Below are 20,060 nucleotides of genomic sequence, written 5' to 3' on the forward strand. Positions count from 1 at the left end.
CGCGGGATGGATTCGAGACTCTCCCCGGAGACCGCGGCGATGCGCGACATGGTGCTCGCCTTCGCCGGCCGCGACCTGCCGGCCGCAGCCGACGGCGCGTTCGACCCGGCGGACTTCCGGCGCCGCTGGCGGCTCGCCGGGAAACAGGGCCTGACCGGCGCGACCGTGCCGGCCGAGTACGGCGGCAGCGGCCTGGACGCCGAGTCCGCCGCCGTCCTGCTGGAGGCGCTCGGCGAGGGCTGCGCCGACACCGGGTTCGCGTTCTCGGTCGCGGCCCACCTGTTCGCCTGCCTGATGCCGATCGCCGAGTTCGGGACGGACGAGCAGAAGCGGCGCTGGCTGCCCGCGCTGTGCTCGGGCGAGCGGATCGCCGCGCACGGCATCACCGAACCCGAGGCGGGCTCCGACACCCTGAACCTGCGGACGCGGGCGGAACGTCGAGGCGACCGCTACGTCCTCAGCGGGAGCAAGTGCTTCACGACGAACGCGCCCGTCGCCGACGTGTTCATCGTCCAGGCCGCGACCCGCCCGTCCGGCGGGTTCTTCGGGCTGACCGCGTTCATCGTCGAGGCCGGGACGCCGGGGCTGCGGGTCGGCCGCCCGTACGCCAAGACCGGCCTGCGCGGGTCGCCGACGGCCGACGTGTACTTCGACGGCTGCGCCGTCCCGGCCGGGCACGTCCTCGGCGCGGAGGGAACCGGCGCGGCCGTGTTCACCGGCTCCATGAAGTGGGAGCGCACCTGCCTGTTCGCCGTCTACCTGGGCGCGATGCGGCGCGTCCTGGACGGCACGATCGCGTTCGCCGCCGACCGCGAGCAGTTCGGCGCGCCGATCGGCCAGTTCCAGGCGGTGAGCCACCGCATCGTGGACATGGTGCTGGCCCTGGAGTCGGCGCGGCTGCTGCTGTTCGACGCGGCGCGGCGGCTGTCGGCGGGCGAGGACTGCGACGTCGCGTCGGCGCTGGCCAAGCTCGCGGTGAGCGAGGCGGCGGTCAAGGTCGGCCTGGACGCCGTCCAGTTGCGCGGCGCCGCCGGCGTCCTCGACGGGGGTCCGGGGGACCTGCTGCGGGACGCGCTGCCGGCGCGCGTCTTCTCCGGCACGAACGAGATCCAGAAGAACAACATCGCGCGCGCCCTGGGCATCGGCCGCCGCCGGCCGGCCCCCCGGCGCTGAGAGGACCGGCACCATGGAGATCATCATTCACACCATCCGGCTGCACCCCGGCACCGATCCCGCCGGGTTCGAGGCGTGGGTCCGGGACGTCGACTACGCGACCTGCCCGGACCTGCCGAGCGTGCTGGCCTTCGACGTGCTCCGCGCGCCCGGCGAGGACGCCGGACGCTACGTCGAGGTCATCAGGGTGAGCGGCACCGCCGAGTTCGAGCGGGACATGCGGACGCCCGCCTTCCAGCGGCTCGTCACCGCGTTCTCGAAGATGGCCGCGGTGACCGACGAGCTGACCGGCGAGCGGCTGGAGCCCGGGTATGCGCGGAGCTGACGCCGCGGCGGCGTTGAGAAGGCGTCCGGACCGCCTCAACGAAAGGACGAGTTCGATCTCGTCCGGGCCGTGGACGTTGAGACCAGAATGGCCAACGGGTGGATGGCGAAAAGCGTGGGATGTCTGTAAGACTGACCGCTGAACAGTTGTTCGGCCTTTCGATGGGAATGTCATGAAGAAAGGGCGGACGAACCCCGCCGGCCGACGCTGATAAGCGTTATCCGCTCAACGTCAAGGATGATGATGACCGTTGACATCATGGGGCAGAGACCGAGCCTACCGGCCGGTGCGCCCTCCGGGGACGGGGTGGGCGTCAACCTGCTCGGCACCGTCTCCATCGTCGTCCGGGAAACTCGAACCGAACTGCGCGCCGGCAAGGTGCGCACCATGCTCGCCACCCTCGCACTGGAGGCCGGCCGCACGGTCTCGCATGACGAACTGACCGAAGAACTGTGGCCGGGAGAAATTCTCCGGAACCCGCGCAATGCGCTGCAGGCGCACGCGACCCGGATCCGGAAAATCCTTCACGAATGCGCGGAACATGCCCGCACCCCGCTCCCGCTGCGGGCCGTCTGCAACGGATACGTCCTCGACATTCCGCGCGAACTCGTGGACGGGAACCGGTTCCTGGAGCTCACCGCGCGGGCGGTGGCGGCGCTCACCGACGACCCCGCGCGGGCCCGGGACCTGCTGCAGTCCGGCCTCACCCTGTGGCAGGGCCCCGCGCTCCTGCACACCCGCACCGGACGGCGGTGCCGGGGCGCCGCCGCGCTGCTGGAGGAGCGGCGGCTCGCCGCGTGCGAGGACCTCGTCAGCGCCCGGATGCTTCTCGGCGAGGAACGGCAGGCCATCGCCGAGCTGCAGCGGCTCGTGGCCTCCCACCCCGCCCGCGAGCGGCTGTCCGAGCTGCTCATGCTCGCCCTCTACCGGGCGGGCCGGCAGTCGGAGGCCCTGTACCTGTTCCACCGGATCCGGGAGCGGCTGGACGAGGAGCTGGGCGTCCAGCCCGGCCGGTCCCTGCAGCGGCTGTACGGGCACATCCTCGGCCAGCACCCGCTGCTGGAGTCGGCGGACGCGGTGCTGCGGGTCCGCCGCGAGTCGGTCGCGGGCTGATCGCGGACGGCCCGGTCGGCCGGGCCGGGCCGCCGCGCCCCCGGCGGCCGCGCCCGTCAGCGGCCCGTCAGCGGCGCCGTCAGCGGCCGGCGGCAGGGTGGCAGTCGTCCAGGAAACCCCGGCGAACCGGCAGGAGGTGCCCCGATGGGGACCGCGGTCGTGGCAGGGATCGGCAGCCGGCTTCCGTCCCGGGCCGTGCCCAACGAGGAACTGGCGGCCCGGCTCGGCAGCTCCGACGAATGGATCCGCACCCGCACCGGCGTCTCCCGCCGGTACTTCGCGGAGCCGGGCACGGCGACGTCGGACCTCGCGGCCGAGGCCGGCGCCCGCGCGCTGAAGTCGGCGGGCGGCGGCCCGGCGGACGCGGTCGTGCTGGCGACGCAGACCCCGGACCATCCGTGCCCGGGCACCGCGCCCGACGTGGCCGCCCGCCTCGGGCTGTGGTCGGCCGCCGCGTTCGACGTCGCCGCGGTCTGCAGCGGCTTCGTCTACGCGCTCGCCGCCGGCACCGGGCTGATCGCCGCCGGCATCGCCGGCCGCGTGCTGGTGATCGGCGCCGACGCGTTCTCCAGCATCCTCGACCCGGACGACCGGACCACCTCGGTGATCTTCGGGGACGGCGCCGGCGCGGTGGTGCTGCGCGGCGGCGGGCCCGCCGAACCCGGCGCGCTCGGCCCGTTCGACCTCGGCAGCGACGGCGGCGGCGCCGGCCTCATCACCGTCCGGGCCGGCGGGTCGCGGCAGCGGCTGTCGGGCGCCGAGCCCGACCCCCGCGACCACTACTTCGCGATGGCGGGGAAGGCGGTGTTCCGGCGCGCCGTGCAGCAGATGGCGCAGTCGTCGCAGGCGGCGCTGGACCGGGCCGGGTGGACGCCCGCCGACGTCGACCACCTCGTCTGCCACCAGGCGAACCAGCGGATCACCGACCATCTCGCCGACGAGCTCGGCCTGCCGCGCGAGCGGGCGGTGAGCAACATCGCCGAGGTCGGCAACACGGCCGCCGCGTCGATCCCGCTCGCGCTCGACCAGGCGCACGCCGCGGGCACGCTGCGGCCCGGCGACCGGGTGCTGCTGACCGCCTTCGGCGGCGGGCTGGCCTGGGGCTCGGTCACCCTCCGGTGGCCCCGCCTGGACGGGGGCGGCGATGCGTGACTCCCGTCCCGAGATCGCCGTCACCGGCATCGGCCTGGTCACCCCGGCGGGCATCGGCACGTCCGCGACCTGGGACGGGGTGTGCGCGGGACGGTCCGCGGCCGCCACCGACCCCCGCCTCGCGGGCCTGCCCGTCGACATCGCCTGCGCCGTCCCCGGCTTCTCGCCCGCCGAGCACGTCGGCCGCCGCAGCGCCCTCATGCACGACCGGCACGTCCAGCTCGCCGTCCCCGCCGCCCGGGAGGCCGTCGCGGACGCCGGCCTGGACCCGGCGAGCTGGGACGGCGCGCGGGTCGGGGTCGTCATCGGCAACGGGTCCGGCGGCCACACCTCGGCGTCCGCGCAGCACGAACGGCTGCTGGCGCACGGCCCGCGCGCGGTGTCGGCGCTGGTGATACCGCTGATCGTGCCCAACATGGTGGCCGGGCATCTCGCCATGGAGTTCGGCGCCACCGGCCCGAACCTGGTGACGGCGACCGCGTGCGCGTCCGGCGCCACCGCGATCGGCACCGCGATGCGGCTGCTGCAGCGCGGCGACTGCGACGTCGTGCTGACCGGCGGCACCGAGGCGCCCGTGACGCCGCTGCTGGTCGCCGGGTTCGCGCAGATGGGCGCGCTGTCGCGGCGGACCGGCGACCCGGCCGCGGCGTCCCGGCCCTTCGACGCCGGACGCGACGGCTTCGTCATCGGCGAGGGCAGCGGCGTCCTCGTGCTGGAGCGCGCCGCCGACGCGCGCGCCCGCGGGGCGCGCGTCCGGGCGCGGCTCGCGGGCTACGCCGCGTCCGCCGACGCCTACCACATGACCGCGCCCGATCCCGCGGGCACCCAGGTCGTGCGGGCGGTGCGGGAGGCGCTGGCCGAGGCCGGCGCGGCGCCGGAGGACGTCGGCCACGTCAACGCGCACGGCACCTCGACCCAGCTCAACGACGCGGTGGAGGCGCACGTCGTCACCCGCCTGTTCGGCGGCGCGCCCGCCGTCACCTCGGCGAAGGGCGCCGTCGGGCACACGCTCGGCGCGGCCGGCGCGATCGAGGCGGCCCTCACCGTCCTCGCGATCGAGCACGCCACCGTCCCGCCGACCGCCAACCACGACACGCGCGACCCGGAGATCGACATCGACGTCGTCGCGGGCGAACCACGCAAGCGCGACATCGAGGTGGCGGTCAGCCACTCGTTCGGCTTCGGCGGCCAGAACGCCGTCCTCGTCTTCGCCGGTGCCTGACCGGGCACCGGTGCAACCCCCACCGAAGGAGAGAACAGATGAACCTGCGCCGCGTCCTCGGCATCGCCGCCGTCCTCGCCGTCCTCGCGCTCGTCGTCCGGGTGCGGTCGGCGCGCGGCCTCGACGACGCCCTCGACGGGGACCTCTGAGGCCCGCATGGCGTTCACCGTCCCGGACGAGGAGCTGTCCCGGCTGGAGCGCGGCGTCCAGCGGGCGCTCATCACCACCGACGACACCGCCCTCGACGTCCTCGGCTACGGGGAGGTCACCCTCGTCCTCAGGCTCGACACCGACGCTGGCTCGTTCGCGTGCAAGCGGCTGCCCGTGTTCCCTTCCCGGCAGCGGTTCGACCGGTACCGCAGGTCACTGGACACCTACCTCGCCCGGCTCGCCGAGCGGGGGCTGAAGGTGGCCGAGACGAAGCTGTGGCACCGGGTCCGGCCGTCCGGGCAGATCGTGGCGTACTGCGTGCAGGAGGAGCTGCCGGGCGACCGGCTGTGCTCGAAGCTGCTGCACGCGGAGAGCGAGGAGTGGGCCCGCGACTTCTTCAAGCGGTTCCTCGACACCGTCGACCGCGCCGTCCTGCCCGACCTCGGGCTGGACGCGCAGGCGTCCAACTGGACCGACATCGGCGGCGAGCTCGTGTACCTCGACATCACCACCCCGCTGATGCGGGACGGCCGCGGCCGGGAGCAGCTGGACGTGCGGCTGTTCTTCACCTCGCTGCCGTGGGCGCTGCGCGACGCCGTCCGGCTCTCGATGACCAGGTCGATCTTCGACAAGTTCTACTCGACGCGGGGGGTGGTGCTGGACTTCCTCAGCAACCTGCACAAGGAGCGGCTCGGCGACCTCGTCCCCGGCTTCCTGGAGCAGGCGGCCGAACGCCTGGACCGGCCCATCACCGCCGCGGAGGTCGACGCCTACTACCGGGAGGACGCGCGGATGTGGGAGCTGATCCAGCGCCTGCGGAAGGCGGACCGGTTCTGGCACAACCGGATCCGGCGCCGGACCTACCCGTTCCTGCTCCCGCCCGACGTCGACCGTTGACCGGGCCGCTCACCGGACGCGCCGGGATCTCCGCGGACCTCCTTCCGCTGGATCCGGCGCGGCCGCTGAGCGTCGTCCACCTGCCCGGCGGCCTGACGGTCGCGGCGGTGTCGGCCGGCTGGCTGGGCCGGCAGCCGGCCGAGCGGGTGACCGCCCTGATGGCGCGGCACCTGGCGGCCGGTGAGGGCGACCCGGCCGCGGCCTTCCGGTCGGCGAAGCGCCGGACGGAATGGCTGGCGGGACGGCTCGCCGCCAAGCACGCCGTCCGCGCGCACGGCATCGCGCGCACCGGTACGCGCCGGGCGACCCGCACGATCCGGGTCACCGCCGTCGAGAGCGGGCCGCGCGCCGGGAAACCGCTCGTGGACGCGCCCGTCGGCATCGGCATCTCCCATTCGGGCGGGCTCGCCGTCGCCGCCTGCGGTCCCCGGCCGGTCGGGATCGACCTCGAACTGGACCGGACGCTCTCGCCCGCCCTCGTCCGCCTGCTGCGGTCCGACGGCGCGGGGCTCGCCGGGATGCCGCCGGCCCTGCGCTGGGCCTGCAAGGAGGCGGTCCTCAAGTGCTTCGGGTTCGGGCTGCGGCTCGACACCCGCGAGGTCGCGCTGACCGGATGGCGGCCGGACGGCGCGTTCACCTGGACGGCCGGGCCGCGCCTGCGCAGCGAGGCCGCCGCACTGCCATGGCCCCGGCACGGCTGGGCCGCCGAGATCCGCGGATACGCGTTCGCCCTCGTGTGGTGAACCCCGCGTAGTAGACGGAGGAACGGATGACCGCGCAGACGCCCTCGCGCACCGCTGCTCCCGCGTTCGCGGACGCCTTGTCCGCGGCGCTGGACGTCGCCGTGCTCAGCCCGTCGTCGCACAACTGCCAGCCGTGGTGTCTCGCGCGGATGGCGGGTGTCCCGGCCCGGCGTGCGGCGGCGGCGCTGCTCGGCTCCGCCGAGGACGGGCATTTCCTCGTCCTGGGCGCCGACCGCGAGCGCAGCCTCGGCGCGCTGCCCGCGCATGCCCTGGAGATGGAGCTGAGCTGCGGCCTGTACTGGCGCCTGCTCCAGCGGGCCCTGGCCGCGCAGGGGTGGACGGTCGTGCGGTCCCAGGTGCTCGCGCGGGGGGCGTCCCCGTCCGGCCTGGGTCTTCCCGGCACCTGGGAACCGCTGTGCGTCGCCGAGTTCCGCCGCGACGGGGACCCGGACGGCACCCTGGAGGACCTCCATGCCGTCGCCCGGCGCCGGCACACCAACCGGGCGCCGTTCCAGCCGGGCACGGTCGACCCGGCGCTGCTCGCGGCGCTCGCCCGGCATCGGGGCGACGGGCTGCCGGTCGTCGTCCGGCACCTGCGGTCCTGGCCGGAGCGGGCGCGGTTCACCCGCTTCGTCGCCGAGCACGGCGGGCGCGACTTCGCGCACGGCGGCGCCTGGCGGGAGACGCACTCGTTCCTCCGGTGGAGCGCCGGCGCGGCCCGCGAAGACGGGTTCACCCCGGAGCACCTGTTCGGGCCGCTGCCCGCGCACGGCCGGTGGGCCCGGCGGCTCGCGCTCGCGCCGCCCGTCATGGCCGCGCTGAGCCGGGCCGGCTATCCCCGCCTGCTCGCCGGGCAGCTCGCCGCCGTGGTGCGCCGCTCACCGGTCATCGTCATGATGGGCCTGCCGGTCGCCGAGCCGGGCCTGCCCGACACGCTGGCGGCGGCGTCGGCGCTCGCGGACTACTGGCTGGACGCGACCGCCGCCGGCCTCGTCCTGCACCCGGTCAGCATCGTGATCCAGCACGCCGATCTGCGCCTGGCGCTCCAGCGCCGGTTCGGCATGCCCGGCCGGGTGTTCTTCGCGGCGCGGCTCGGCCGGCCCGCCGCCGCGTTCCCGGCGTCCCCGCGCCGCGCACCGGCCGCCGCGTTCCGCACGGTCTGACGCGCCCCGCTCAGCACGGTCCGGGGCCCGCGCCCGCGCGGTAGACGCCGGCGCCGGCCTCGGCCCAGCGCGCCGCCTCCCCGGCGGCGAGCGGGTCCCGGCCGAGGAGGCCGCGGAGCTGGTGCCGCTGCAGCAGGACGCCCAGCTCGTTCGCCGTGAGCCAGGCGGCGCACAGCGACCGGTCCTCCCCGGCGCGGACCGCGCCGGGGAGGGAGTCGAGCCAGGCGAGCTTCAGCGCGTGCCACCGCCGGAAGATCTGCCGCCCGGCCGGCTCGTCGCTCAGCAGCAGCCGGCACAGGTGGGCGAGCACCGGCGAGTCGCCGTCGAGGAAGGCGACGAGCCGGCGGGGCAGGAAGTCGTCGCCGGGGCCGGGCCCGCCGTCCGGCCCGGCCTCGGCGACGTACTCCGCGAACCGCCGGAAGACGGCCAGGCTGCGCTCGTTGACGGCCTCGCGCAGGCCCGCCTTCCCGCCGAAGTGGTGGACGACCAGGCTCGGGGACACCTCCGCCGCCGCCGCGACCTGCCGCAGGCTGACGTTGTCGGCGCCGCGCGCGGCGAACAGCCGCAGCGCCTGGTCGCAGATCTCGGTGCGCGCCGTCTTCTCCGACGAGTGCATCGGCACCTCCCGGGAGGGTGGCGCGGGCGCCCCGGGGGCGGGCGCCCGCGCCGTGCGGAGGGACTTCGGGTCGCGTCAGCCGGCCAGATGCCGCTCGGCCGGCGGGCGGACCCCGTCCTCGTTCAGCCGCGGCAGCCGCTTGCCGAGGCTTCCGGGCAGCCACCAGTTCCAGTCGCCGAACAGCTTCATCAGCGCCGGGACGAGCACCAGCCGCACCAGCGTGGCGTCCAGCGCGATCGCGACCGCGAGCGACAGGCCGAACTCCTTCAGCTCCAGGATCCCGGCGGTCATGAACCCGCCGAACACCGCCACCATGATCGCGGCGGCGGCGGCGATGGGCCGGGCCGTGTGCTCGATGCCGGTGGCGACGGCGGCGGCGTTGTCGTGGCCGTCCTCCCACGCCTCCTTCATCCGGCGGATGAGGAAGACCTCGTAGTCCATGGAGAGGCCGAACAGCAGCACGAACACCGTGATGGGCAGGTACACCTGCAGGAACCCGGTGCTCTCGAAGCCGAGCAGGCCCTCGCCGTACCCGTGCTGGAAGACCGCCACGGTGATGCCGACCGCGGCGGCGGTGACGAGCAGGTTCATCGCGACCGCCTTGACCGGCAGCGCGATGCTGCGGAACACCACCAGCAGGAACAGCAGCGACAGGCCGAGCACCAGCGCCATCACCCAGGGGAGCTTGCTCGTGGTCTCGTGCGACAGGTCGACGAACGTGGCGGTCGCGCCGCCGACGAGCACCTCCTGTCCGGCCGCGGCCCGGGGGGCGAGGTCGTGCCGGACGTCCTTGACGAGGGCCTCGGCGTCCGACGAGTCGATGGGCACCGACGGGACGGCGTTGATCAGCACCCGCCCGGAGCCGGGCGTGGACTCGACGGCCGCGACCCGGTGGTCCCCGGCGAGCAGCGACGCGAGCCGCGCGGCGTTCCGCTGCCCGGCGGCGTCCAGCGCGCCGCCGTCCGCGCCGGTGACGACGATCTGCACCGGCGACACGGCGCCGGGGCTGAAGGAGCGTTCGAGGACGGCCTGCGCCTTGGCGGTCGGGCGCCCGTCCAGCGACGCGGTGCCGAGGTCGATGCCGTACTTCAGGCCGGTGACGGGGAGCGCGGCGGCGACCAGCAGCGCCGCGGCGATCACGCCGAAGACGACGGGGCGGCGCATCACCAGGTGCGCCCAGCGGGCCCACGGCCCGTGCTCGGCCTTCGCGCCGGGCCGGAGGTCCGCCGGGCGCCAGCGCTCGGGCAGCGACCCGGCGTCGACCTTGGGGCCGAGCGCCGCGAGGACGGCGGGCAGCAGGGTCAGCGCGGCGGCGAGGGTGCAGATCACCGAGATCAGCACGCCGGTGGAGATCTCCCGGAAGACCGGCGCGTCCATCATGTAGAGCGAGCACACCGAGATCGCGACGACGACGCCGGAGAACAGCACGGTCCGCCCGGACGTCGCGACCGCCGTCCCGGCGGCCGCCGCGATGTCGGCCTCCCGCCGCGGCCCGTCCCGGGTCACCCCGCGCCGCGCCAGCTCCTCCCGGAAGCGGCTGACGATGAACATCGCGTAGTCGATGCCGATGCCCGTCCCGATCATCGTGACGATCGTCAGCAGGAACGCGTCGAAGGTGAACCCGAACGTGAGCAGGTAGATGACGCCGAAGGTGAGGACGAGGCCCGCCATCGCCAGCACGAGCGGCAGCACGGCCGCCGTCACCGCCCCGAAGGCCAGCACCATCACCACGAACGCGAGCGGCATGCCGACGGACTCGGCCCGTTCGGCGTCCGCGCTCTCCACGGCCGTCTGGTCGTTGGTGATGGGGGAGTAGCCGGTCAGGTAGGCCGCCACGCCGTCCCCGGCGGCCCCGTCGATCGCGTCCTGCAGGTCGGCCGCGCGGGTGGGGAGCCGGTGCGCGTCGCCCTTGAGCGCGACGAGGGCGAGGGCGGCGTGCCCGTCGGCGGACACCTGCCCCTGCGCCCGCGGGTCGAACGGGCCGACCACGGTGACCACGCCCGTCTCCCGCCGGGCCTCCGCGACGACCTTCTGGACGGCCGCCTTGCGCGCCGGGTCGGTGATCCGGCCCTGCGCGCTGTCGAAGACGATCACGTCCTGCTCGTCACCGTGCCCGGCGAAGTACCGCTGCACTAATTCCGAGGCCCGGGTGGACTGCGCGCCCTCCACTCCGTAGTTGGGCGCTTTGAGCTGCTTGAAGAGGAAGGGGAAGCTCACCCCGCAGGCGATGAGCAGCACGATCCAGGTGGTGATCACCAGCCGGCGGTGCTCGGCCATCAGGGTGCCCCAGCGACGTTGTCCCATCATCCGCCTCTCAGGAAGGTTCGCACGGCCTCGGCCGCGTCCGACAGATCGAGCTCGGGGTCGAGGATCAGGTGCAGCAGCAGGCCGTCCAGGAGCGCGGCGACGACCGTCGCGGTCCCGGACGCGGGCAGGCCGGGGGCGACCCCGCCCTCCCGCTGGTTCCGCTCGACCAGTGCGGTGAGCGCGGCCCGGAACTTGCGCATCTCCGCGGTCAGGGGGTCGCGCAGGGCCGCATCGCGGGCGGACTGGCGCACGGTCTCCAGCAGCAGGGCGACCGACGGGTCCCGCAGGCCCCCGCCGGCGAACCAGCCGAGGGTGCCCTCGAACATCTCCTGGACGCTCCCGGCCGCCTGCGCCATGGCGAGCGGCTGCGCCAGCGCCCGCAGCGTCCCTGCGACGGCGGCCTGCCGCAGCACGTCGTCCTTGTTCTGGAAGTGGTAGCTGATCGCGCCGTGCGGCACCCCGGCCCGCGCGGCGATCCCGCGCATGGTGACCCGCCCCCAGCCCAGCTCGGCGATCAGGGCGGCCGTGGCCGCCAGGATCGCCGTCCGGGTCGCGGCGCCCTGCTCCGCACTGGTTGGCCGGGCGCCCTGTCCATTCGCATTGTCCACTTGGCCAAGGTACGCCAGAACATTGCACACTGCAAGAGAAGCGGCCCCGCCCGTTCGGGTGGGGGCGCGTGCCGCCCGGGCCCCGGGACGAACGCGATGCTTCCGCCGGGGGGCCATTCCGCCGAGAACTGCCGATAAAGGAGCGGGTGCGGAACGAGTGGCATTCGGTATTCCGGTGGAGATCTCCGTGCGTCGCTGGCATGATCGTCTCGGTATAGAAAGGGTGATATGTCGACTTATCACAAATGGGTTTCCGGGGCCGCCGCGCTGGCCGTCGCCGGAGGCGTCCTCATCGGCGGAGTCACCGCCGCGGACGCGGCGTCCCTGCAGTTCCGCATCGAGGTGCCGAGGCACCTCACCGTCGGCAAGGGCGAGTACAGCAAGTCCTGCGCCATGGACGTCTGGGCGTGGGGGACCGAGGGGCCGGGTGTCGCCTATTCGAAGGCGTACGTCATCGAACCCGACGGCGAGCTCTGGCCCGTCTACAAGCGCGTCCTGCCGGGCGCCCAGGTCGGGTGGGGCGTGGGGTGCCCGTCCACCACGTCGGATCTGGGCAAGTGGCGGGTGCGCGTCGTCGCCTACAACAAGAGCGGAAAGGCGCTCGGCAGCCGCGAGAACTACTGGTACGAGAAGTTCGACACGGTCGTCAAGGGCTTCAACGCCGCGCCCGAGCCGATCCGCAAGGGCCGCACCCTTTACGTGTCGGGCCGCCTCTTCCGGGTGAACAACCTGGGGACCGGATACACCTCGTACTCGGGCAAGGCGATGCGGGTCTACTTCCGTCCCAAGGGCGCCAAGTCCTGGACGTACATGGGCTCCGCGAAGACCGCCAGGGACGGCCGCTTCCGCAAGGGGTTCACGGCCAAGCGGGACGGCACCTGGCGCGCCTACTTCGCCGGCACGAGCAACTTCGACAAGCAGAAGTCCCGGGACGACTACATCGACGTCCGCTGACACCCGCCCGGCGGCGGCCCGGCGGCCGCCGCCGGACCGGTGCGCCCAGGAGTTGCTAACCTTGGCAATTGCTAATGTTGCTACTTCGGCGAAGGGGTACCGCGACGATGGTGCCACGGACGGTCCGCGGGCGGGCGCGGTGAGCGCGCCGCTCTACCAGCTGAAGGCGGAGTTCTTCAAGACGCTGGGGCATCCGGCGCGGATCCGGGTGCTGGAGCTGCTCAGCGAGCGCGACCACGCGGTGGCCGAGATGCTGCCGGAGGTGGGCATCGAGCCGGCGCACCTGTCGCAGCAGCTAGCCGTGCTGCGGCGGGCGGGCCTCGTCGTCTCCCGCAAGGAGGGGGCGACGGTCGTCTACTCGCTGACCAGCCCCCGCGTCGCGGAGCTGCTCGCGGTGGCGCGGGAAATCCTCACCGGGGTGCTGTCCGGGCAGGCGGAGCTGCTGGACGAGATGCGCTCCGGCGGGCCCGGCGGGCGGGGGCGCGGGGCGGGCTGACCGGGCCGTCGCCGGGTGTGTGGCTTCAGCATCCTTATGAGTTGCTAAAGTTGGCAATTGCGCATGTCAGTAGTCGACCCCGGGGACCAGAGTGAGAGACCTGTTCCGCAAGATCCGCAGGACCGGCCGCGCCGCCGAGGACGCGCCGGACCGTCCCGAGCCGGCGCTTCCCGGGCGCGCCCGCGACCTCGCCGGGTCGGTGCAGGTCCGGCACGTCGACGCGGGGTCGTGCAACGGCTGCGAGGTGGAGATCGCCTCGGCGTTCGGTCCCGTGTACGACGCGGAGCGGTACGGCGTGCGCCAGGTGGCCTCGCCCCGGCACGCGGACGCGCTCCTGGTGACGGGCCCGGTCACGCGCAACATGGAGATGGCGCTCCGCCGCACCCATGAGGCCGTCCCCGAGCCGAAGGTCGTCGTCGCGCTGGGCGACTGCGCGCGGAACTGCGGCGTCTTCGCCGGCGCGTACGGGGTCGCGGGCGCGGTCCGGGACGTCGTGCCGGTCGACGTCGAGGTCCCGGGATGCCCGCCCGCGCCGGAGGCGATCGTCGCGGCGCTGCGCGGATTGACCGGACGATGACCTCCGCCGCGTTCTCGGCGGCCCTCGGTCTGAACCTGCTCGCGGCCGTCGCGGGACTCGTCCTGCCCCGCCGGGCCAGGCGGGTCGCCGCCGGGGCGCTCACGGCGGGCGGGGGCGCGGCCGCCGCCGTCGCGGGCGTCGCGGCGATGCGGGGCGGGGAGTGGAGCGCCCGGCTGCCCGATCTGCTGCCGCTCGCCGGCGTCCGGCTGGCCCTGGACCCGCTCGGCGGCCTCTTCCTCGCCGTCACGGGGGCGGTGGCGGTGTGCGCGGCCGTCTACGGGGTCGGCTACACCCGGCACGGCGGCCTGGACGGGCGCGTCCCGCAGGTGATGGCGCCGGTCTTCCTGGCGGCGATGGCGCTGGTCCCGGCGGCGGCGAGCGTGAGCACGTTCCTGCTGGCGTGGGAGCTGATGGCGCTGGCGTCGCTGCTGCTCGTCGTGGCCGAGCACCGCCGCGGGGACGAGGTCCGCACGGCCGGGCTCTGGTACGCGGTCATGACGCATCTCGGGCTGGTCGTGATCCTCGCCGGGCTGGCCGGGTTCGCGGCGGCCGCGCACGGCGAGTCGTTCGAGCGGCTCCGCGCGGCGGCGGACGGGCTCCCGGAGGCGGGACGCGCCGCCGTGTTCCTGGCGGTCTTCCTCGGTTTCGCGTCCAAGGCCGGGATCGCTCCGCTGCACGTGTGGCTGCCGCGCGCCCACCCGGAGGCGCCGAGCCACGTGTCGGCGCTGATGAGCGCGGCCATGGTGAACCTCGGCGTGTACGGGATCGTCCGGGTCGGCTTCGACCTGCTGGGCGGCGGGCCGGCCTGGTGGTGGCTGGTCGTCCTGGCGGCCGGCGGCGGCTCGGCCCTGTACGGCATCCTCCAGGCGGCCGTCTCCAGCGACCTCAAACGGCTCCTGGCCTATTCGACGTGCGAGAACATGGGCCTCGTCCTGGTCGGCGTCGGAGCGTCCGGGCTGTTCGCCGCGTCCGGTGCGCGCACGCTGTCCGCGCTGGCGCTGACCGCCGCGCTGCTGCACGTCGTCAACCACGCGGGCTTCAAGACACTGCTGTTCCTCGCGGCGGGATCGGTCCTGCACGCCACCGGCACCCGCGACCTGGACGCCCTCGGCGGCCTGCGGACCCGGATGCCCGCCACCACCGCGCTGTTCGGGATCGGCGCGCTCATGGCCTCCGCGCTCCCGCTCGGCAACGGGTTCGTCAGCGAATGGCTGCTCCTGCAGAGCCTCGTCCACGCCCTGCCGTCCGGAGGGACGATGACGGCGGTCACGATGCCGCTCGCCGTGGCCGTGGTGGCGCTGTCGGCGGGCCTGGCGATCGCCACGTTCGTGAAGGCGTTCGGCGTCGGATTCCTGGCGCGGGCGCGCAGCTCCGCGGCGGAGCGGGCCCGGGAGGCGCCGGCGCCGATGCTCGCCGGGATGGCCGCGGCCGCCGCGAGCTGCGTCGTCCTGGCGCTCTCGCCCGGGCTCGTCCTGCCCGTGATCGTCCGGCCGGTGGCCGTCGCCGTCCCCGGGCCGGACGCCGTGGCGGGCCCGGTGACCCTCCAGCTCGCCGGGCTGCCCGGCACCGTGTCGCCGCTGCTCATCGCCGGGTTCCTGCTGGTCGCCGTGGTCGGGCTGCTCGCACTGCTGCGCGTCGCCGCGACGCGCCGGGCGGCCCGCCGCCGGGCCCGGCTCTGGGACTGCGGCGCCGGCCCCCTGTCACCGCGCATGGAGTACACCGCGACCTCGTTCGCCGAACCGCTGCAGCGCGTCTTCGACAACGTGCTCGCCCCCGAAACCGACCTGGACGTCACCCCGCTCAAGGAGTCGGCCTATCTCGTGGACAGCGTGACCTACCGGACGCAGGTCGGCGACCGGGTCGAGCACCGGCTGTACCGCCCCGTCCTCGCGGCCGCCGCCCGGACCGGCGAGGCGGCGCGCGGCCTGGCCAACGGCAGCGTCCACCGCTACGTCGGCTACGGCTTCTACGCCTTCACCGGCCTGCTGATCGCCCTGGCGGTGATCCGGTGACCGGGATCCTCGGGACGATCCTGCAGGTCGTCCTCGTGGCGGCCGGCGCGCCGCTGCTGGTCGGGCTGATGCGGCAGATACGCGCGAGGGCGGAGGGCCGGGCGGGCGCCGGCGTCCTGCAACCGTGGCGGGACCTGCGCAAGCTCCTCCGCAAGGAGCCGATCACCCCGCACGGGACGGGCCCGCTGTTCCGCATGGCGCCGCTGGTCCTCGCGGGCACGACGCTCGTCGTCGCGGCCGTGGTCCCGCTCGTCACGACGCGGTCCCCGCTGGACGGCGCCGCCGACCTGTTCGCCGTGACGGCCCTGCTGGCGCTCGGCACGGTCGCGCTCGCGCTCGCCGGCCTCGACACCGGCACCGCGTTCGGCGGGATGGGCGCGAGCCGCGAGATGGTCGTGCTGGCGCTGGTGGAGCCCACCATCCTGCTGTCGACGTTCGCGCTGTCGGTGCGGGTCGGCTCCACGAACCTCGGCGCGATCGTCGGGTCCACGCTGGACGACCCGCAGCAGGTCGTGTTCCCCGCGAGCCTCCTCGCCCTCGTCGCGCTCGTGGTCGTCGTCATCGCCGAGGCGGGCCGCATGCCGGTGGACAACCCGTCCACCCACCTCGAACTGACGATGATCCACGAGGCGATGGTGCTGGAGTACGCCGGACCCGACCTCGCGCTGGTCGAGTGGGCGTCGGCGATGCGGCTGACGGTGCTGCTCGGCCTGCTGTCCAACCTGTTCGCCCCGTGGGGCATCGCCGGGGACTCGCTCGCGATGCTGCCGGTCGGCGTCGCGGCGATCGCCGCCAAGGTCGCGGTCGCCGGCGGCGCGCTGGCCGCCGCCGAGGTCTTCATGGCCAAGCTCCGCATGTTCCGGGTGCCGGAGCTGCTCGCCGGGTCGTTCGTGCTCGCGCTGTTCGCCGTCGCATCGTCCTTCTTCCTGGTGGCGCCATGAACTACACCACCTACGTCCAGCTGCTCGACGTGGCCTGCGGCGCCTTCCTGCTCGCGGGCCTGCTGGTGCTGTGGCGCCGCGACCTCGCCGCGATCGTGCGGCTGTTCGCGCTGCAGGGCGCGGCGCTGGCGCTGCTCATCGCGGTCCTCGGCGTCCACGAGAAGGACGCCGAGGTCGTCGCCATCGCCATCGGGATCGGGGTGCTGCGCGCCCTCGTCCTGCCGTGGCTGCTGCGCCGCGCCATGGCCGGCGGCGGGCCGGGCCGGGAGACGCAGCCGCTGGTCAACGTGGCGACCTCGCTCACGATCGCGGCGCTGCTCGGGCTGCTGTCCTACGCCGTCACCCGCCCGATCGTGCGGCTCGACCCGACGCCCGCGACCCACGCCGTCCCGATCGCGCTGACCGTGGTGCTCATCGGGCTCTTCGTCCTCGTGACCCGGCGCCGCGCCCTGTCGCAGATCGTCGGGTTCCTGCTCATGGACAACGGCATCACCGCGGTGGCGTTCCTGACCACGTCCGGGGTGCCGCTCATCGTGGAGCTCGGCGTCTCGCTCGACGTGCTGCTCGCGGTGCTGGTGCTGCAGGTGCTGACCGCGCGGATGCGGGCCGCCTTCGGCGACACCGACCTGGACGACCTGCGGGAGCTGCGCGACTGATGACCCTGCTGCTGATCTCCCCGATGGGGGCGCCGCTGCTGACGGCCGCCGCCTACGCCGTGTTCGGCTGGCGGCGCGGCACGTCCTGGCTGGGCGCCGCGGCGGCCGCCGCCGTGCTCGCGGCCGGGATCGCGCTCGCCGCCGGCGCCCCGCACACCGGGCTCGGCGGGCTGCTGCGCGCCGACGCCCTCAGCGCCTTCATGCTCATCGTCATCGGCGCCGTGTCGCTGCTCGCCATGCTCGCGAGCCCCGCCTACCTGGCCGCCGAGGACGCGTCCGCCCGCGACAGGCGCCGGTACGGCGTCCTCACGCAGGCGTTCGTCGCCGCGATGGCCCTCGCCGTGCTGGCCGCGAGCCTCGGGACGCTGTGGGTCGCGATCGAGGCGACCACGATCCTGACGGCGTTCCTCGTCGGGCACCGCCGCACCCGCAACGCCACCGAGGCCGCCTGGAAGTACGTCGTGATCTGCTCGGCCGGGATCGCGCTGGCCTTCCTCGGCATCACGCTGCTGCACTTCGCCGCGCAGCACGCCCACGTCCCGTCGTCCGGCTCCCTGGACTGGACGGCCCTCGCCGCCCACGCCGGGCGCCTCGACCCCGAGGTCACGCGCATCGCCGTCGGGCTGCTCGTCCTCGGGTTCGGAGCCAAGGCCGGGCTCGCGCCGCTGCACGCCTGGCTGCCGGACGCGCACAGCCAGGCCCCGGCGCCCGTGTCCGCGCTGATGTCGGGCGTCCTGCTGTCGGTCGCGTTCTACGCCGTGCTGCGCGTCAAGGTGATCGCGGACGCGGCGCTCGGCGCGGGCTTCGTCCGGGCCCTGCTGCTGACCGTCGCGCTGGCGTCGCTCGCGCTCGCCGCGGCGCTGCTGCTGCGCCAGCGCGACTACAAGCGCATGCTGGCCTACTCCAGCATCGAGCACATGGGCCTGCTCGCGCTCGGCGCCGCGATCGGGACGAAGCTCGCCATGGCCGCCGTCCTGCTGCACGTGCTCGGGCACGGGCTCGCCAAGTCGGTCGCCTTCATCGCGTCCGGGCACGTCCAGCACGCCGCCGGCACCAGCCGGATCAGCGCCGTGCGCGGGTTCGCGGCCCGCTCACCGCTGATCGGCGGCGCGTTCGGCGCCGCCGTCCTCGCGCTCCTCGGCTTCCCGCCGTTCAGCCTCTTCGCCAGCGAACTCGCCGTCTTCCGCGCCGGGTTCGCCGCCGGGCTCGGCTGGGCCGTCGCCGCCGCGCTCGCCCTGCTGCTGGTCGCCACGGCCGCCATCGCCGCCGGGACGGCCCGGATGCTGCTCGGCGGCCCGCACACCGGCCCCGGCGCCGCGGCCCTCCCGTCCCGGCCGCGCCCGGGGACGGCGGCCGGGCTCCTGCTCGGCCTGCTGGCGTGCGCCGCGCTCGGCGTCTCCCTCTGGCCCCTCCACGACCTCCTGCTCCACGCCGCCGCCGTCCTCGGAGCACACTGATGACCACCGCCATCGACATCGACGCCGCCCACCTCCCCGAGCACGCCGCCGAACTGCTCCAGGACGGGCACCGCCTCGCCCTGGCCGCCGCCCACGAGGACCCCGGCGGGCCCCGCGTCGTCTACCTGTTCACCGCCCCCGACCCGGACCGCCGCACCGAACTGCACGTCCGCCTCGACCCGGACGACCCGGCCGTCCCGAGCCTGGCCGCGCTCAGCTTCCCGGCCGGACGGTTCGAACGGGAGATGCGCGACCTGTACGGGATCGTCCCGACCGGCCATCCGCTGCCGCGCCGGCTCGTCCGGCACCACCACTGGCCGCGCGGCTGGTACCCGATGCGCGCCGACGCCGGGCCGCCGCCCCCGTTCGGCGACCCGGAGGGCCCCTACCCGTTCGTCCAGGTGGACGGGCCCGGCGTGTACGAGATCCCGGTCGGCCCCGTCCACGCCGGGATGATCGAACCCGGCCATTTCCGGTTCTCCGTCGTCGGGGAGAGCATCCTCAAGCTGAAGGCGCGGCTCTGGTTCGTCCATAAGGGCCTGGAGAAGCTGTTCCAGGGGCGCCTGCCGCTCGACGCGCTGCCGGTGGCCGAACGCGTCAGCGGCGACACCACCGTCGGCCACACCCTCGCCTACTGCCTCGCCGCCGAGGACGCCGCCGGCTGCGCCGTGTCACCCGGCGCCCAGCGGATGCGGGCCGTCCTCCTCGAACTCGAACGCCTCTACAACCACGTCACCGACCTCGGCGCGCTCTGCAACGACGCCGGGCACTCCGTCCTGAACGCCCAGTTCGGCCGCGTCCGCGAGCAGCTCCTGCGCCTCAACGCCGGCGTCACCGGCCACCGGCTGCTGCGCGGCGGCGTCCTGCTCGGCGGCGCCGTCCTGCGCACGCTGCCCGACCCGGCCGCGCTCAAGGCCATCGGCGCGGACATCGCCGAACTCGCCGACCTCGCCCTCGGCCACACCGTCGTCGCCGACCGCTTCACCGGCACCGCGCCGCTCCCCGCCGACGCCGCCCGCGACCTCGGCGTCCTCGGCCCGGTCGCCCGCGCGAGCGGCCTTCCCGCCGACGCCCGCCGCGACCACCCGTTCACCGACCTGCGCCCGGCCCTGACCGTCCCCACCGCCACGACCGGCGACGTGCTCGCCCGCTTCCAGATCCGCGTCCGCGAGATCGCCGTGTCCGTCGACGTCATCCGCGACCTGACCTACGCGATGAACCCCGGCCTCGTCACGTCCTGGCCGCCGACCGCCCGCACCGGCCGCACCGGCCGGACGTCCGGCACCGGCATCGTCGAGGGCTGGCGCGGCACCATCGTCCACCGCGTCGAACTCGCCCCGGACGGGACGCTGTCCCGCGCGAAGATCGTGGACCCGTCCTTCTTCAACTGGCCGGCCCTCCCGGTCGCGCTGACCGGCGCGATCGTCCCCGACTTCCCCCTCGTCAACAAGAGCTTCAACCTCTCCTACGCGGGCAACGACCTGTGACGGGAGGCCGG

19 protein-coding genes are annotated in these 20,060 nt (G+C 74.7%); 16 read left to right on the forward strand and 3 right to left on the reverse strand.

The annotated features are described in order from the left end of the window. Positions 1-6 precede the first annotated feature (6 nt). The 8 genes from redW to AL2_RS16190 all read left to right on the forward strand — a co-directional run bounded on the left by redW (position 7) and on the right by AL2_RS16190 (position 7,938). A complete protein-coding gene (redW, locus tag AL2_RS16155) occupies positions 7-1,173 on the forward strand; it encodes an L-prolyl-[peptidyl-carrier protein] dehydrogenase (RefSeq protein WP_157438189.1) in 1,167 nt (388 codons plus the stop codon). 13 nt (positions 1,174-1,186) lie between these two features. Continuing rightward, complete coding sequence (locus tag AL2_RS16160) at positions 1,187-1,498, forward strand: RedY/HapK family protein (protein WP_067634688.1); 312 nt, start codon at positions 1,187-1,189, stop codon at positions 1,496-1,498. A 258-nt stretch (positions 1,499-1,756) separates the two neighbouring features. Then, a complete protein-coding gene (locus AL2_RS16165) occupies positions 1,757-2,611 on the forward strand; it encodes an AfsR/SARP family transcriptional regulator (protein WP_210748360.1) in 855 nt (284 codons plus the stop codon). 144 nt (positions 2,612-2,755) lie between these two features. Then, positions 2,756-3,763, forward strand: a complete 1,008-nt coding sequence (locus AL2_RS16170) for a beta-ketoacyl-ACP synthase III (protein WP_067634690.1) — start codon at positions 2,756-2,758, stop codon at positions 3,761-3,763. Further along, positions 3,756-4,985 (forward strand): beta-ketoacyl-[acyl-carrier-protein] synthase family protein, encoded by a 1,230-nt coding sequence (locus AL2_RS16175; RefSeq protein WP_067634691.1) that lies wholly within the window; start codon positions 3,756-3,758, stop codon positions 4,983-4,985. Before AL2_RS16170 ends, AL2_RS16175 begins: the two co-directional genes overlap by 8 nt. Before the next feature lie 156 nt (positions 4,986-5,141). After that, positions 5,142-6,032, forward strand: coding sequence for a DUF6206 family protein (locus tag AL2_RS16180; protein WP_067634692.1), 891 nt, complete (start codon positions 5,142-5,144; stop codon positions 6,030-6,032). After that, on the forward strand, positions 6,029-6,775 hold the full coding sequence (locus AL2_RS16185) for a 4'-phosphopantetheinyl transferase family protein (RefSeq protein ID WP_067634693.1): 747 nt from the start codon (positions 6,029-6,031) through the stop codon (positions 6,773-6,775). Before AL2_RS16180 ends, AL2_RS16185 begins: the two co-directional genes overlap by 4 nt. A gap of 26 nt (positions 6,776-6,801) precedes the next feature. Further along, positions 6,802-7,938, forward strand: a complete 1,137-nt coding sequence (locus AL2_RS16190; protein WP_067634694.1) for a nitroreductase family protein — start codon at positions 6,802-6,804, stop codon at positions 7,936-7,938. Between the two features lie 10 nt (positions 7,939-7,948). Here the strand turns inward: AL2_RS16190 and AL2_RS16195 are convergent, their stop codons facing one another. The 3 genes from AL2_RS16195 to AL2_RS16205 all read right to left on the reverse strand — a co-directional run bounded on the left by AL2_RS16195 (position 7,949) and on the right by AL2_RS16205 (position 11,469). Further along, the gene (locus AL2_RS16195) at positions 7,949-8,554 is read right to left on the reverse strand and encodes a TetR/AcrR family transcriptional regulator (protein ID WP_067634695.1); all 606 of its coding nucleotides are present in this window, start codon (positions 8,552-8,554) and stop codon (positions 7,949-7,951) included. A gap of 75 nt (positions 8,555-8,629) precedes the next feature. Next, the gene (locus AL2_RS16200) at positions 8,630-10,861 is read right to left on the reverse strand and encodes an MMPL family transporter (protein ID WP_210748359.1); all 2,232 of its coding nucleotides are present in this window, start codon (positions 10,859-10,861) and stop codon (positions 8,630-8,632) included. Beyond that, positions 10,858-11,469 carry a TetR/AcrR family transcriptional regulator gene (locus tag AL2_RS16205; protein WP_067634697.1) on the reverse strand — a complete coding sequence of 204 codons (612 nt, stop codon included), beginning with the start codon at positions 11,467-11,469 and terminating at the stop codon, positions 10,858-10,860. The genes AL2_RS16200 and AL2_RS16205 overlap by 4 nt, the downstream gene beginning before the upstream one ends. Before the next feature lie 228 nt (positions 11,470-11,697). On the opposite strand from AL2_RS16205, the gene AL2_RS16210 reads away from it, so the two are divergent. The 8 genes from AL2_RS16210 to AL2_RS16245 all read left to right on the forward strand — a co-directional run bounded on the left by AL2_RS16210 (position 11,698) and on the right by AL2_RS16245 (position 20,049). Further along, positions 11,698-12,423: a hypothetical protein gene (locus tag AL2_RS16210; RefSeq protein ID WP_067634698.1), complete on the forward strand. Its 726-nt coding sequence runs from the start codon at positions 11,698-11,700 to the stop codon at positions 12,421-12,423. A 139-nt stretch (positions 12,424-12,562) separates the two neighbouring features. Next, positions 12,563-12,919: an ArsR/SmtB family transcription factor gene (locus tag AL2_RS16215; protein ID WP_067634699.1), complete on the forward strand. Its 357-nt coding sequence runs from the start codon at positions 12,563-12,565 to the stop codon at positions 12,917-12,919. Between the two features lie 91 nt (positions 12,920-13,010). Beyond that, positions 13,011-13,496 (forward strand): NADH-quinone oxidoreductase subunit B family protein, encoded by a 486-nt coding sequence (locus tag AL2_RS16220; protein ID WP_157438190.1) that lies wholly within the window; start codon positions 13,011-13,013, stop codon positions 13,494-13,496. Continuing rightward, positions 13,493-15,508 carry a proton-conducting transporter transmembrane domain-containing protein gene (locus AL2_RS16225; RefSeq protein ID WP_067634700.1) on the forward strand — a complete coding sequence of 672 codons (2,016 nt, stop codon included), beginning with the start codon at positions 13,493-13,495 and terminating at the stop codon, positions 15,506-15,508. Before AL2_RS16220 ends, AL2_RS16225 begins: the two co-directional genes overlap by 4 nt. Further along, on the forward strand, positions 15,505-16,449 hold the full coding sequence (locus tag AL2_RS16230) for a respiratory chain complex I subunit 1 family protein (RefSeq protein ID WP_067634701.1): 945 nt from the start codon (positions 15,505-15,507) through the stop codon (positions 16,447-16,449). Before AL2_RS16225 ends, AL2_RS16230 begins: the two co-directional genes overlap by 4 nt. After that, positions 16,446-17,105 (forward strand): hypothetical protein, encoded by a 660-nt coding sequence (locus tag AL2_RS16235; protein WP_067634702.1) that lies wholly within the window; start codon positions 16,446-16,448, stop codon positions 17,103-17,105. The genes AL2_RS16230 and AL2_RS16235 overlap by 4 nt, the downstream gene beginning before the upstream one ends. Next, positions 17,105-18,562, forward strand: coding sequence for a proton-conducting transporter transmembrane domain-containing protein (locus tag AL2_RS16240; RefSeq protein WP_067634703.1), 1,458 nt, complete (start codon positions 17,105-17,107; stop codon positions 18,560-18,562). The genes AL2_RS16235 and AL2_RS16240 overlap by 1 nt, the downstream gene beginning before the upstream one ends. Further along, positions 18,562-20,049, forward strand: a complete 1,488-nt coding sequence (locus AL2_RS16245; RefSeq protein ID WP_067634704.1) for a hydrogenase large subunit — start codon at positions 18,562-18,564, stop codon at positions 20,047-20,049. The genes AL2_RS16240 and AL2_RS16245 overlap by 1 nt, the downstream gene beginning before the upstream one ends. Positions 20,050-20,060 lie beyond the last annotated feature (11 nt).

The organism is Actinomadura latina NBRC 106108, from assembly GCF_001552195.1.
In the GTDB taxonomy this organism is placed as follows: domain Bacteria; phylum Actinomycetota; class Actinomycetes; order Streptosporangiales; family Streptosporangiaceae; genus Spirillospora; species Spirillospora latina.